This is a genomic window from Pseudomonas sp. (assembly GCF_049653025.1).
Lineage (GTDB): Bacteria > Pseudomonadota > Gammaproteobacteria > Pseudomonadales > Pseudomonadaceae > Aquipseudomonas.
The window spans coordinates 64,632-78,409 of record NZ_JBASFM010000007.1 but is presented as its reverse complement, the minus strand read 5'-3'; the positions used below and the strand labels follow the sequence as shown (position 1 = coordinate 78,409).

Sequence of the window (13,778 nt, the reverse complement as noted above, 5' to 3'; positions counted from 1 at the left end):
GTTCACCCTTGCGGTTATTACTACGGAACACCACGCGGAACACAACAACAAGGACCCGCCATGTTCGAAATCACTCGCCACCCGGTTGCCGATGCAGTGCGCCAACGCGCTCACCTGGACAACGACGACTACCAACGCCTCTATCAGCAGTCGATCGAGCAGCCGGAAATCTTCTGGGCCGAGCAGGCCAAGGCCTTCCTCGACTGGAGCAAACCCTGGACCAGCGTGCAGCAGGGTGATCTGCTCAGCGGTCAGGGCTCCTGGTTCAAGGGCGGCCAACTCAACGTCAGCTACAACTGCATCGACCGCCACTTGGAAAAGCGCGGCGAGCAGATCGCGCTGATCTGGGAAGGCGACAACCCCAGCGAATCGGCGCATATCACCTACAAGAAGCTGCACCACAACGTCAGCCGCCTGGCCAACGTGCTGAAAAGCCGTGGGGTGAAAAAGGGCGATCGGGTGTGCATCTATATGCCGATGATCCCCGAGGCCACCTACGCCATGCTCGCCTGCACCCGTATCGGCGCGGTGCATTCGGTGGTGTTCGGCGGCTTCTCCCCGGACGCGCTGCGTGACCGCATTCTCGATGCCGATTGCCGCACGGTGATTACCGCCGATGAAGGCGTGCGCGGCGGCAAATACGTGGCGCTCAAGGCCAATGTCGACAAGGCGCTGCAGAGCTGCCCGGCGGTGTCCACCGTAGTGGTGGTCGAGCGTACCCAGGGCGAGATCGACTGGGTCGAAGGCCGCGATATCTGGTACCACGAGGCACTGCGCGAAGCCTCTGGCGATTGCCCACCCGAGCCGATGGACGCCGAGGACCCGCTGTTTATCCTCTACACCTCCGGTTCCACTGGCAAACCCAAGGGCGTGCTGCACAGCACCGGCGGCTACCTGCTGATGGCGGCCATGACCCACAAATACGTATTCGACTACCACGAAGGCGATATCTACTGGTGCACCGCCGACGTCGGCTGGGTCACCGGGCACAGCTATATCGTCTACGGCCCGCTGGCCAACGGCGCGACCAGTCTGATCTTCGAAGGCGTACCTAACTACCCAACTGCCTCGCGCTTCTGGCAGGTGATCGACAAACACCAGGTCAACATCTTCTACACCGCGCCCACCGCCCTGCGCGCGCTGATGCGCGAAGGCAGCGGCCCGGTCGAGTGCACCGAGCGCACCAGCCTGCGTTTGCTTGGCAGCGTCGGCGAGCCGATCAACCCGGAAGCCTGGGAGTGGTATTACAACGTGGTCGGTGAGCGCCGTTGCCCGATCGTCGACACCTGGTGGCAGACCGAGACCGGGGCCATCATGATCACCCCACTGCCCGGTGCCACCGACCTCAAACCCGGCTCGGCGACCCGCCCGTTCTTCGGCGTGCAGCCGGTGCTGTTGGATGAACAGGGCAAGGAAATCCACGGCCCAGGCTCAGGCGTGCTGGCGATCAAGGACAGCTGGCCGAGCCAGATCCGCAGTGTCTACGGCGATCACCAGCGGATGATCGACACCTACCTCAAGCCCTACCCCGGTTACTACTTCAGCGGCGACGGCGCGCGCCGCGACGAAGACGGTTACTACTGGATCACCGGGCGCGTGGACGACGTGATCAACGTCTCTGGCCACCGCATCGGCACCGCCGAAGTGGAAAGCGCCCTGGTGCTGCACGACGCCGTGGCCGAGGCCGCGGTGGTCGGCTACCCGCATGACATCAAGGGCCAGGGCATCTACGCCTTCGTCACCCCGATGAACGGCGTGGAGCTCAACGAGGCATTGAAGAAGGAACTGCTGGCCCTGGTAGGCAAGGAAATCGGCAGTTTTGCCAAGCCCGAGCTGATCCAGTGGGCACCAGGCCTGCCGAAGACCCGTTCGGGCAAGATCATGCGGCGCATCCTGCGCAAGATCGCCTGCAACGAACTGGAAAACATGGGCGACACCTCGACCCTGGCCGACCCTACGGTGGTTGACGGGCTGATCGAGCAACGCCTGAACCGCTAAAAACCAGACGTAGGACGGCCATGCGCAAAACATGGCCGTCCTGCAGAGCCCCTATGGAATTTCTTCGCCGCCGTATCGAAAGCCAAGTCCTTAGCCTCAGCGGTATAGCCCTCGGCCAGATTGATTTTGAACAGCCCCAGGGCGACCCCGGCCTGTTCGGCCCGGATTCGGTGAGCTGGCAGGTGCACGGTGATTTCACCAGCATGCTGATCGGCGGCATCAGCGCCCTGCTGCTGCAGGCCTTGCACCCCCTGGCATTGGCCGGGGTGTGGGACCACTCGAATTTTCGTGAAGACCTGCTCGGTCGCTTGCGGCGCACCGGACAGTTTATTTCTGGCACCACCTACGGCTCACGCGCCGATGCCGACTGGCTGATCGACAAGGTGAAAACCATCCACCTCAAAGTCACGGGAACCGCCCCGGATGGCCGCGCCTATGCCGCCAGCGACCCAGCCCTGCTGACCTGGGTGCATGTGGCCGAGGTGCACAGCTTTCTCCAGGCCCATCTGCGTTACCGCAACCCACAGCTGAGCGAGGCCGATCAGGACCGCTACTACGCGGAAATCGCCCTGATCGCCGAACGCCTGGGTGCCACCCAGGTGCCGCGCTCACGGGCCGAGATCGCGGCCTACCTGGCCGATATTCGCCCACAATTGCTGTGCGACGAACGCTCGCAGGAGATCCTCCGTATCCTGCTCAACGCCCCCGCACCCAGCGCCCTCGCCGCCCCGGCGGCCAAGCTGCTGATGCAGGCGGGTATCGACCTGCTGCCAGCCTGGGCGCAGGAGATGCTCGGCCAGCAGATCAGCCCGACCCGCAGCCGGCTGATCCATGCAGGCGTAGACAGCCTGGCCCCCGTACTGCGCTGGGCGGTACGCGGCGGCGCGATTCACCGGGCACGCCGGCGCCTGAACCTGCCACCGCGCTGACCGGTCGGTTCGCACGCTGGCCGTAAACAAAGCCGCTGTGCCACCATAGCCACCTCTCGCGGTCCGCCGCGCCTGTTACTTGTGAGGATCGCGTTATGCAAGACGTCGTCATCGTTGCCGCCACCCGCACCGCCATCGGCAGCTTTCAGGGTGCGCTGGCGAATATCCCGGCACCGGAACTGGGCGCTGCGGTAATCCGCCGCCTGCTCGAGCAAACCGGCCTGGACGGCGCGCAGGTCGACGAAGTGATCCTCGGCCAGGTGCTGACCGCAGGCTCAGGGCAGAACCCGGCGCGCCAGGCGGTAATCCTCGCTGGCCTGCCCCACGCCGTGCCAGCGCTGACCCTGAACAAGGTCTGCGGTTCGGGCCTGAAAGCCCTGCACCTGGGTGCCCAGGCGATCCGCTGCGGCGACGCCGAGGTGATCATCGCCGGCGGTATGGAAAACATGAGCCTGGCCCCCTACGTGATGCCCGGCGCGCGCACCGGCCTGCGCATGGGTCACGCCAAGCTGGTCGACAGCATGATCACCGACGGCCTGTGGGACGCCTTCAACGACTACCACATGGGCATCACCGCCGAGAACCTGGTCGACAAGTACGACATCAGCCGCGAAGCGCAGGACGCCTTCGCCGCGGCCTCGCAGCAGAAAGCCGTGGCCGCCATCGAAGCTGGGCGCTTTGTCGATGAAATCACCCCGATCATGATTCCCCAGCGCAAAGGCGACCCGGTTGCCTTCGCCACTGACGAGCAGCCGCGCGCCGGCACTACGGCCGAATCCCTGGGCAAACTCAAACCCGCATTCAAGAAGGACGGCAGCGTCACCGCCGGCAATGCCTCCAGCCTCAATGACGGTGCTTCCGCCGTGCTGCTGATGAGCGCCGCCAAAGCTCAGGCCCTTGGCCTACCGGTGCTGGCGAAGATCGCCAGCTATGCCAATGCCGGCGTCGACCCGGCGATCATGGGCATCGGCCCGGTCTCGGCGACCAAACGCTGCCTGGCCAAGGCCGGCTGGCAGCTGGCTGACCTCGACCTGATCGAAGCCAACGAAGCCTTCGCTGCGCAAGCCCTGGCAGTCGGCAAGGAACTGGGTTGGGACGCGAGCAAGGTCAACGTCAACGGCGGTGCCATCGCCCTCGGCCACCCGATTGGCGGCTCCGGCTGCCGCGTGCTGGTCACCCTGCTTCACGAGATGATCAAGCGCGACGCCAAGAAAGGCCTCGCCACCCTGTGCATCGGCGGCGGTCAAGGCGTGGCACTGGCTATCGAACGGGCCTGATAACACCGCTCAGCTATAGCGACAAAAAAGCCGGCCCCCATCAACCAAGGGGCCGGCTTTTTTATTTGCCATCGACAGCAGTGATGACTGCTATTGACCGCCTGCGTTTCTCAAGAGTTGGGCCACGGCGCAACATTAGCCCCGTAGCCACTTACCCCGACTCTTCCGAGGACACCCAGATGAACAAGTACCTGATCGCTTCCCTGATTGCCGCTAGCCTGACCAGCAACGTTTTCGCCGCAGACGGCGCAGAGCGCAGCCTGAGCAACCGCATCGCTGCTGATGGTGCTGATGGTGCTGACCGTACCAGCATCAACCGCATCGCTGAAGATGGTGCAGATCGCACTGGCGGCAACCGCGTAGCTGCTGATGGCGCTGACCGCACTGGTGGCAACCGTATCGCCGCTGATGGTGCCGACCGTACTGGCGGTAATCGCATCGCCGCTGATGGTGCCGACCGCACCGGCGGCAAGCGCATCGTCTGATCGAAGAACACTCGCAAATTAAAGGGCACCTTAGGGTGCCCTTGCTGTTTTTGCCGTGTCTGCGTCCCTGCCGGCGAATCTTGATAAACTGCGCGCCCTCCTTTTTCGAGTCGCCGCGCATGCCCTCTCTCGACCAGGCGCTGCGCGCCGCACTGGATAACCGTCAAGACCTGCTGGCTGAACTGCATCAGCAAGGTACCGACTGCTATCGCCTATTCCATGGCAGCCAGGAAGGGGCTGGCGGCCTGACCATCGACCGTTACGGCCCGCAATTGCTGGTGCAGAGTTTTCACCAGAGCCTCAGTCGCGACGAACTGCTGCAACTGGCCGAGCAGTGCCAGGCCAGCCTCGATGAAGAGCTGCTACTGGTCTATAACGACCGCTCTCAGGGTAATTCGCGGATCGACCGCAGCGACGCCGTCTACCAGGCGGAGCCTGCAGCACTCGAAGACCTGACCGGCCATGAATGGGGCCTCAATTACCGCGTGCGTGGCCGCCATGCCGGGCAAGACCCGCTGCTGTTTCTCGACCTGCGCAACGCCCGCGGCTGGGTCAAAGCGCACAGTTCCGGTAAATCGGTGCTCAACCTGTTCGCCTACACCTGTGGCGTCGGCTTGAGCGCTGCGGCTGGCGGTGCCAGCGAAGTGCTCAACCTGGACTTTGCCGAGGGCAACCTGGCGGTCGGCCGCGAGAATGGTCAGCTCAACCCGCAGCTGCAACCCATGCAGTTTGTGCAATCGGACTACTTCCCGGCAATTCGCCAACTGGCAGGCCTGCCGATCAATGCGCGGCGCGGGCAGAAGCTGCCGCATTACCCGCGCCTTGAGCCGCGTCAGTTCGACCTGGTGCTGCTCGACCCGCCCGCCTGGGCCAAGAGCGCTTTCGGCACCGTCGATTTGCTGCGCGATTACCAGAGTCTGCTCAAACCGGCGATTCTCGCCACCGCCGATGATGGTGTACTGATCTGCTGCAACAACCTGGCAAAAGTCGCCATGGCCGATTGGCGCGAACAGGTACTGCGCTGCGCCGAGAAACTTGGCCGGCCGGTGCGCGACTGCCAGGTGCTGCCACCGGCCGCAGACTTCCCCTCGCAGGATGGGCAGCCGCCGCTGAAAACCCTGATCCTGCAATTCTGAACCACCGCGCAAGGCACGCAGAAAATCCCCCGCCGGACCTGCGTGGAACTGCCGGTGCGTGCCATACTCCAAGGCATTTCTCGTCGGGACAGATGACGTTCATATGCTTAAAGGATTAAAGCGCGCAGCCTGCGCCAGCGTAATTGCCATTGCCCTCTACAGCTTGCTGGGCTTCCTGATTCTGCCCGGTATCGGTTTGCGCATCGCCAACCAGCAACTGGCCCAGTACGCCACACTACCGGCCAAGCTGGAGCGCTTGCAGCTCAACCCATTCAGCCTGGAAGTCAGCCTGTGGGGCCTGAGCATTGGTGAGCCGGAAAACCAACAGCTGGCCTTCGGCCGCCTCTACGCCAACCTGCAACTCGACAGCCTGTGGAGCGGCGCACTGCACCTGGCCGACATCGAGCTGGAGAAAGGCCACACCGAGCTGCTGTTCGGCAAAGACGGCACACTCAACCTGAGCCAGTTGTTCAAACTGCCACCCAGCCCGCCCAAGGCCGCCGATGAGCCGCCGAGCGAACCCTTTCCGTTGCGTATCGGGCGTATCGAGCTGATCGAGAGCGGCCTGCATTTCCAAGACCTGCGCCCGAGTGAGCCGGTGGAGTTCGTTTACGACTCGCTCAACCTGGAGCTGAAAAACCTCAGCACCCTGCAAGGCGACAATGCCGACATGAGCCTGGTGGCGATCGGTCCGCACGGCGGGCGCGTCGATTGGCACGGGCAGATCAGCCTGTCGCCGATTGCCTCCAGCGGCCAGCTCAAGCTCAGCGAAGGCAAGCTGAAAGCCGTCTGGCCCTATGTGCGCGACGCCGTGCCCCTGGTGCTGGAGGACGGCGTGCTCAGCCTCAGCAGCGATTATTCGCTGAGCCTGGCCAAGGGCACCGAGCTGCAGCTGAGCAACACCAGCGTTCAGGTCAGCAACTTCGCCATCAAGAGCCCAGCCAACAAGCCGCTGCTGCGCCTGGAAAACCTGGAGATCAGCGAGACCAGCCTGGACCTGGCCAAGCAGCAGGTCATAGTCGGCAAGATTCGTAGCCAGAAGCTAGAAACCTGGGCCGCACGCGAAGCCGACGGCCAACTCGACTGGCAAAAGCTGCTGGCCAGCCAACCCGACAAACCCGCCCCTACACCTGCCGCGGCTCCGGCTCCGGCTCCGGCTCCGGCTCCAAATGAGGGTGGTGCAGGCTCCAGCGCAACAACAGAACCCGAGCCCGTCAAAGACAGCACCGAGACGGCCGCTGCGCAGCAATCTGCTGAGCTGAAAGCCGCCAGTGTGGAGCAGCCCATAGAGCCAGACAAACCCTGGCAGGTGATTCTGCGTGACGTGCAACTGCGCGACTATCAGGTGCACCTGGCCGACCGCGCCGCCGGTGCGGAAGTCAAAGTCGACCTGGCTCCGCTCAATCTCGACCTGAGCGACTTCGACAGCCTGGGCACCTCACCCTTTGCTCTCAAGCTCGACACCGGGGTGAACAAGAATGGTCAACTCAAGCTCGACGGCCAGGTGCAACTGACGCCGACCACCGCCAAGCTGCAAGTTGCCACCCGCGATATCGACCTGCGCCTGGCGCAGGCCTACATCAGCCCCTTCGTGCGCCTGGAGCTGCGCAGCGGCCTGCTCGGCAGCGACCTGGCCGTCGACCTGAAAAGTGTCGAGCCGCTGGCCTTCGGCATCGCCGGGCAAGCCGAGGTCAAGCAACTGCACACCCTCGACACCCTCAAGGACCGCGACTTCCTCAAATGGCAGCAGGTATTGGTGGAAGGGCTCGATTACCAGCACGGCAAGGGCCTGGCCATCGGCCAGGTCAAACTGCAACAGCCCTATGTGCGCTTTATCATCAACGAAGACCTCACCACCAATATCAACGACCTGGTGATTCCACAGCCAGCCGAGGCCAACGCCAAGCCTGCAGTGGCAAGTAAACCGCTGCCGATGCGTATCGGCGGCATCAACATCAAGGACGGTTCGGCCAACTTTGCCGACTTCAGCCTGACGCCCAACTTCGCCACCGCTATCCAGCAACTCAACGGCCAGATCGGCACACTCGACAACCAGAGCCCGAAAACCGCCAGCGTCGATATTCAGGGCAAGGTCGACAAATATGCGCCCGTCAGCATCAAGGGCAAGCTGACGCCGTTCGACCCGATGAACAGCCTGGATATCGCCACCAGCTTCAAGAACGTCGAGCTGACCACCCTCACGCCCTACTCCGGCAAGTTCGCCGGCTACCGCATCCGCAAGGGCCGGCTCAATCTTGACCTGCACTACCAGATCGAGAAAGGCCAGCTCAACGCCGAGAACAAACTGCTGCTGGAAGACTTGCAGCTTGGTGAACAGGTCGATAGCAAAGACGCCACAGACCTGCCGATCCGCCTGGCCATCGCCCTGCTCAAGGACACCGACGGCAATATCAGCATCCAGCTGCCGGTGCAGGGCGATCTCAACAGCCCGCAGTTCAGCGTCATGCCGATCGTCTGGCAGACCCTGCGCAACCTGGTGCTGCGCGCGGCCCAGGCACCGTTCAAGTTTATCGGCGGCCTGGTCAGCGGCGGCAGTGAAGTCGACCTTAGCAGCGTGCGTTTCAATGCGGGTGACAGCGAGCTCGACGGCGACGCACAGAAGGCCCTGGACACCCTGGCCAGCGCCCTCAAAGAACGCCCGACCCTGCGCCTGGAAGTCGAAGGCATGAGCGCACAAAGCAGCGACGGCCCGCCGCTCGCCATCGAACGCCTCGAGCGCGAATACCAAAACAACTGGTACAAGATGCTGCAACGCCGTGGCGACCAAGTACCTGCCGAGCCTAGCGAGTTGGTGGTGGATGAGGACGACAAGGCGGTGCTGCTCGAGGGCATCTACCGCACCCGCCTCAAGCAGCAACCGCCTGCCGAGTGGAGCGAACTGGCGGACGAAGAGCGCGCGGCGAAGATGCGCGAAGGCGTGCTGCAATCCTGGGGGCAAAGCGAACTGCTGCAACGCCAACTGGCCCAGGCACGCGCCGCCGAGATCAAGAGCTACCTGGTTGAACGCGGCGGCCTGACCGACGAACGTATCTACTTGCTGGATGTCAATATTGCTGAGGCCGACGCCAATGGCCGCGTCGCCAGCACCCTGCATCTCGACAGCGAGTAAGGCATCTATTCATGCGAGCAATTTCTGCGGCCCTGGCCCTTGCGCTACAGGCAGCCCCCGTCTTGGCCCAGGCCGAAACGATGCGCTGTGGCAGCCAACTGGTAAGCCTGGATGACCGGCGCTTCGAGGTGCTGCAGAAATGCGGCGAGCCGGTCTTCCGCGACCTGGTCGGCTACTCCCTCGGGCCAAATGAACGGCGCGAGTACCAGATCGAGGAATGGGTCTACGGCCCCGATAATGGCATGCTGAGCATCCTCACCTTCGAAGGCACGCGCTTGCGTGCCATCGAACGGCGTCGCAGCCGCTGACCCTCTACCCTCTCCGGGAAATGCCATGAAGCCTCTGATCTTCAGCCTGCTGCTTCTGCCACTGGCCGCACACGCCTCGTCGACCCTGCGCTGTGACAGCGGACTGGTCAGCCTCGATGACACCACCAGCGAAGTCAGCAGCAAATGCGGCGAACCATTGAGCCGTGACTTTCTCGGCTACCGCGAAGTACTTGATGAATATGGTTTCTACAATGAAGTCACGGTCGAAGAATGGTCATACGGCCCGCGCAATGGCATGTATCAGTTTCTGCGTTTCGAAGGCAACCGGCTGATCAAAATCGACAGCAAACGCCGTAACTAGCAACTCTCTGTACACCTACCAAACCAACGACAAGGACATTGCATCATGCAACGGATCGCACTCAGCCTCTCCCTGCTACTTTTGGCAACCAGCGCGCAGGCCACCCTGCGCTGTGAGAAGGGCATCGCCAGCACTGGCGACCGCACCAGCGAAGTCACCGCCAAGTGCGGCGAACCAGTTGCCCGCGACATGCTGGGTTACACCCTGGATGCCAAGGGTAATAACGAGTTCCTTGTAGAGGAATGGGTCTATGGCCCGCGTAACGGCATGAACTACTACCTGAGGTTCGAAGGCGGCAGACTGAAAAGCGTGGAGAGTAAACGCGGCAGCTGAGCCGCTAACCCACGGCATATTGCACGACGCTCATTGGCCACCAGGGCCACGTCAAACAATATCGTCGATGCTGCTCCACAGTTTTCAGCAGACAAAAAAGAGGGCCCCGAAGGGCCCTCTTTTTTGCTGCTAAGCGACGCGGTGTTTACACACCCGAAGCCTTGGCAGCGGCTACATCCTTGATCGACAGCTTGATACGGCCGCGGTTGTCCACGTCCAGTACCAGTACTTCAACTTCCTGACCTTCTTTCAGAATGTCGGTCACTTTCTCAACGCGAGCGTCGCTCAGCATCGAGATGTGCACCAGACCGTCTTTGCCCGGCAGGATGTTGACGAATGCGCCGAAGTCGACGATGCGCTCAACCTTGCCGACGTAGATCTTGCCGATTTCAGCTTCCGCGGTGATGCCCAGTACGCGCTGACGCGCGGCCTCGGCAGCTTCCTTGGTTTCGCCGAAGATCTTGATCGAACCGTCGTCTTCGATGTCGATCGACGCCTTGGTTTCTTCGCAGATCGCGCGGATGGTTGCACCACCTTTGCCGATCACGTCGCGAATCTTGTCCTGGTCGATCTTCATCGCGATCATGGTTGGGGCGTTGGCCGACAACTCGGTGCGCGAAGTGGCGATGATCTTGTTCATCTGACCGAGAATGTTCAGGCGTGCTTCCAGGGCCTGATTCAGGGCGATTTCCATGATCTCTTCGGTGATGCCCTGGATCTTGATGTCCATCTGCAGCGCGGTGACGCCATTGGCGGTACCGGCTACTTTGAAGTCCATGTCGCCCAGGTGATCTTCGTCGCCGAGGATGTCGGTCAGAACGGCAAACTTCTCGCCTTCCTTAACCAGACCCATGGCGATACCGGCAACCGGTGCCTTCATCGGTACACCAGCGTCCATCAGGGCCAGGGAAGCGCCGCAAACGGAAGCCATCGAGGACGAACCGTTGGACTCGGTGATTTCCGAAACCACACGGATGGTGTACGGGAACACGTCAGCAGCAGGCAGCATGGCCTGTACCGAACGGCGTGCGAGACGGCCGTGACCGATTTCGCGACGGCCAGTGGCACCCATACGACCACACTCGCCCACCGAGTACGGAGGGAAGTTGTAGTGCAGCATGAACGGGTCTTTGCGCTCGCCTTCGAGGGTGTCGAGCAGCTGCGCGTCACGCGCGGTACCGAGGGTGGCAACGACCAGGGCCTGGGTTTCGCCACGGGTGAACAGGGCGGAACCGTGGGTCTTGTCCAATACACCGACTTCGATGTTCAGGCCACGTACGGTACGGGTGTCACGGCCATCGATACGCGGTTTACCGTTGACGATGTTCTCGCGCACGGTGCGGTATTCGATTTCGCCGAAGGCGTCTTTGACTTCACCAGCAGAAGGCTGGCCTTCTTCGCCGGAGAGCTTGGCAACGATTTCATTGCGCAGCTCGCCCAGACGGGCATAACGCTCGTGCTTGACGGTGATGGTGTAAGCCTGGGAGATCGCTTCGCCGAATTCGCTACGGATAGCGTTCAGCAGTGCAGTGTTCTCAGCTTTTGGCTGCCAGTCCCACGTCGGCTTGGCGGCTTCAGCGGCCAGCTCGGCAACGGCTTGAATCACAACCTGGAATTCGTCGTGGGCAAACAGCACAGCGCCCAACATCTGGTCTTCGGTCAGCTCTTTGGCTTCGGATTCAACCATCAGCACGGCGTCTTTAGTACCGGCTACAACCATGTCCAGGCTGGAAGCCTTGAGTTGCTCGTAAGTCGGGTTCAGCAGGTAGCCGGTTTCCGGGTGGAAGGCTACGCGCGCGGCACCGATTGGGCCGTTGAACGGGATGCCGGAGATCGCCAGGGCAGCCGAGGTACCGATCATCGCAGCGATGTCCGGATCGGTCTTCTTGCTGGTGGAGATCACGGTGCAGATGACCTGCACTTCGTTCTGGAAACCTTCTGGGAACAGCGGACGGATCGGACGGTCGATCAGACGCGAGGTCAGGGTTTCTTTTTCGCTTGGGCGTGCTTCACGCTTGAAGAAGCCGCCAGGGATCTTGCCGGCTGCGTAGGTTTTTTCCTGGTAGTGCACGGACAGCGGGAAAAAGCCTTTGCTTGGGTCGGCAGTCTTGGCACCGGTTACGGCGACCAGTACGGCGACGTCGTCGTCAACGGTGACCAGCACTGCGCCGGAGGCTTGACGGGCGATACGGCCTGTCTCGAGGGTAACGGTCGATTGACCGAACTGGAACTTTTTGATTACCGGGTTCACGGTGTTTTCCTTCTCTTTGTTGCCCTTGGGGAAAGCGTTTCTTGCCACCGTTCTATCACCTCAACGTGACCAAAACGGGTCTTGCAGAATGGGTGGGCGGTTACGGGAATCGGACCCGCTATCGTCCAAAACAGCTATCGCAGAAAAGCAAAAGCTGGAAGCAGGGGCAAACCCCACTTCCAGCTTCGGCAGTCAGCTACGCGTAAGCATTGCTTAGCGACGCAGACCCAGGCGACCGATCAGGGCGCTGTAACGACTGGCGTCCTTACCCTTCAGGTAATCCAGCAGCTTACGACGCTGGTTAACCATACGGATCAGGCCACGACGCGAGTGGTGGTCTTTACCGTTGGCCTTGAAGTGGCCTTGCAGCTTGTTGATGTTGGCGGACAGCAGTGCAACTTGCACTTCCGGGCTACCGGTGTCGCCAGCAGCTTGCTGGTAGTCAGTTACGATCTGGGCTTTTTCTTCAACGCTGAGTGCCATGTGGGCAATCCTCTCAGTTAGGCAACTGCCGAAACAGTCGCAATAGGCCGGGAATCGCTTCCCGTGTTTTTAAGTGAGGTATGACCGCGCCTATTAACAGCCACCCTCGATACACGCAGACCAGAGCCGAAACCCCCTGCCTGCGCTACGGTCATGCTGACCGAATCCTGCGTCACAGGCCTGCGGCCCGTAACTCCAACCAAGGCTACGCCTTGTTAGCAATCAATCGACGCGGCGCAATGCGCCCGTCTTCGCTCACTTCACCGATACCGATAAAGCGACCGTTGTGATCTTGCACCCGAACCATGCCGAACTTCGGTGCTTCCGGGGCGCGTACCGGCTGCCCTTGCAACCAGTAGAACGAACTGTGCTCGGAGAACTGCAGCAACGGCCAATGCAGCAGGCCACTGTCTGACGGCTGCAGAAACTGATCCACCGCCTCATTGCCACCTTCGGCATGCACCCGTTCCAGCTCTTCGAGCGTCACGGTGCGGCTCAGATCGAAGGGGCCGGCTTTGGTTCTGCGTAGCTCTGCAACGTGTGCACCACAACCCAGCAGGTGGCCAATGTCTTCGACCAGAGTGCGGATATAAGTGCCTTTGCTGCAATCAACTGCGAGGCGCGCTTGCTCTGCCTCGCAGTCCAGTAATTCCAGGCGCGCAATAGTAACAGAACGCGGCTCGCGCTCCACTACTTCACCGGCACGGGCCAGCTTGTACAGCGGCTGCCCATCACGCTTGAGCGCCGAGTACATCGGCGGTATCTGGCTGATTTCACCGCGAAAATCGGGCAGAACTGCTTCGATATCGGCGCGACCAACGGTCACCGGACGACGCTCCAGCACTTCGCCTTCAGCATCGGCGGTGGTGGTGGTGACGCCCAGCTGCATCAGGGTTTCGTAACCCTTGTCCGCATCCAGCAGGTACTGGGAGAACTTGGTCGCCTCGCCGAAACACAGCGGCAATACGCCAGTGGCCAAGGGATCGAGGCTACCGGTGTGCCCGGCCTTCTCGGCATTCAGTAACCAGCGCACCTTCTGCAGCGCAGCGTTGGAGCTAAAGCCCTTGGGCTTATCCAGCAGGATGATGCCATCGACGGCACGACGAATACGTTTGACCTGGGCCAC

Annotated in this window: 12 protein-coding genes; 9 read left to right on the top strand and 3 right to left on the bottom strand. The window is 61.7% G+C overall.

The genetic code is table 11. The features are described 5' to 3' along the window. The first annotated feature begins 60 nt into the window (after nt 1–60). The 9 genes from acs to WBK23_RS07585 all read left to right on the top strand — a co-directional run bounded on the left by acs (nt 61) and on the right by WBK23_RS07585 (nt 9,918). Nucleotides 61–1,998, top strand: coding sequence for an acetate--CoA ligase (gene acs, locus WBK23_RS07625; protein ID WP_424483381.1), 1,938 nt, complete (start codon nt 61–63; stop codon nt 1,996–1,998). A 53-nt stretch (nt 1,999–2,051) separates the two neighbouring features. Continuing rightward, nucleotides 2,052–2,927 carry an oxygenase MpaB family protein gene (locus WBK23_RS07620; protein ID WP_424483380.1) on the top strand — a complete coding sequence of 292 codons (876 nt, stop codon included), beginning with the start codon at nt 2,052–2,054 and terminating at the stop codon, nt 2,925–2,927. Between the two features lie 95 nt (nt 2,928–3,022). Beyond that, nucleotides 3,023–4,204, top strand: coding sequence for an acetyl-CoA C-acetyltransferase (locus WBK23_RS07615; RefSeq protein ID WP_424483379.1), 1,182 nt, complete (start codon nt 3,023–3,025; stop codon nt 4,202–4,204). A 179-nt stretch (nt 4,205–4,383) separates the two neighbouring features. Next, nucleotides 4,384–4,689, top strand: coding sequence for a hypothetical protein (locus WBK23_RS07610; RefSeq protein ID WP_424483378.1), 306 nt, complete (start codon nt 4,384–4,386; stop codon nt 4,687–4,689). 119 nt (nt 4,690–4,808) lie between these two features. Continuing rightward, a complete protein-coding gene (locus tag WBK23_RS07605) occupies nt 4,809–5,825 on the top strand; it encodes a class I SAM-dependent rRNA methyltransferase (RefSeq protein WP_424483377.1) in 1,017 nt (338 codons plus the stop codon). A gap of 103 nt (nt 5,826–5,928) precedes the next feature. Further along, nucleotides 5,929–8,955: a DUF748 domain-containing protein gene (locus WBK23_RS07600; RefSeq protein WP_424483376.1), complete on the top strand. Its 3,027-nt coding sequence runs from the start codon at nt 5,929–5,931 to the stop codon at nt 8,953–8,955. A gap of 11 nt (nt 8,956–8,966) precedes the next feature. Continuing rightward, nucleotides 8,967–9,263, top strand: a complete 297-nt coding sequence (locus WBK23_RS07595) for a DUF2845 domain-containing protein (RefSeq protein ID WP_424483375.1) — start codon at nt 8,967–8,969, stop codon at nt 9,261–9,263. A 25-nt stretch (nt 9,264–9,288) separates the two neighbouring features. Further along, entirely contained in the window at nt 9,289–9,585 is a 297-nt protein-coding gene (locus WBK23_RS07590; RefSeq protein WP_424483374.1) for a DUF2845 domain-containing protein, read from the top strand. A 45-nt stretch (nt 9,586–9,630) separates the two neighbouring features. Then, nucleotides 9,631–9,918: a DUF2845 domain-containing protein gene (locus WBK23_RS07585; RefSeq protein ID WP_424483373.1), complete on the top strand. Its 288-nt coding sequence runs from the start codon at nt 9,631–9,633 to the stop codon at nt 9,916–9,918. A 145-nt stretch (nt 9,919–10,063) separates the two neighbouring features. On the opposite strand, the gene pnp is transcribed toward WBK23_RS07585, so the two are convergent. The 3 genes from pnp to truB form a co-directional block, all read right to left on the bottom strand. Then, nucleotides 10,064–12,169 carry a polyribonucleotide nucleotidyltransferase gene (pnp, locus tag WBK23_RS07580; protein ID WP_424483372.1) on the bottom strand — a complete coding sequence of 702 codons (2,106 nt, stop codon included), beginning with the start codon at nt 12,167–12,169 and terminating at the stop codon, nt 10,064–10,066. A gap of 213 nt (nt 12,170–12,382) precedes the next feature. Continuing rightward, nucleotides 12,383–12,652 carry a 30S ribosomal protein S15 gene (gene rpsO, locus WBK23_RS07575; protein WP_305623403.1) on the bottom strand — a complete coding sequence of 90 codons (270 nt, stop codon included), beginning with the start codon at nt 12,650–12,652 and terminating at the stop codon, nt 12,383–12,385. Between the two features lie 205 nt (nt 12,653–12,857). After that, nucleotides 12,858–13,778: a tRNA pseudouridine(55) synthase TruB gene (gene truB, locus WBK23_RS07570; protein WP_424483371.1), complete on the bottom strand. Its 921-nt coding sequence runs from the start codon at nt 13,776–13,778 to the stop codon at nt 12,858–12,860.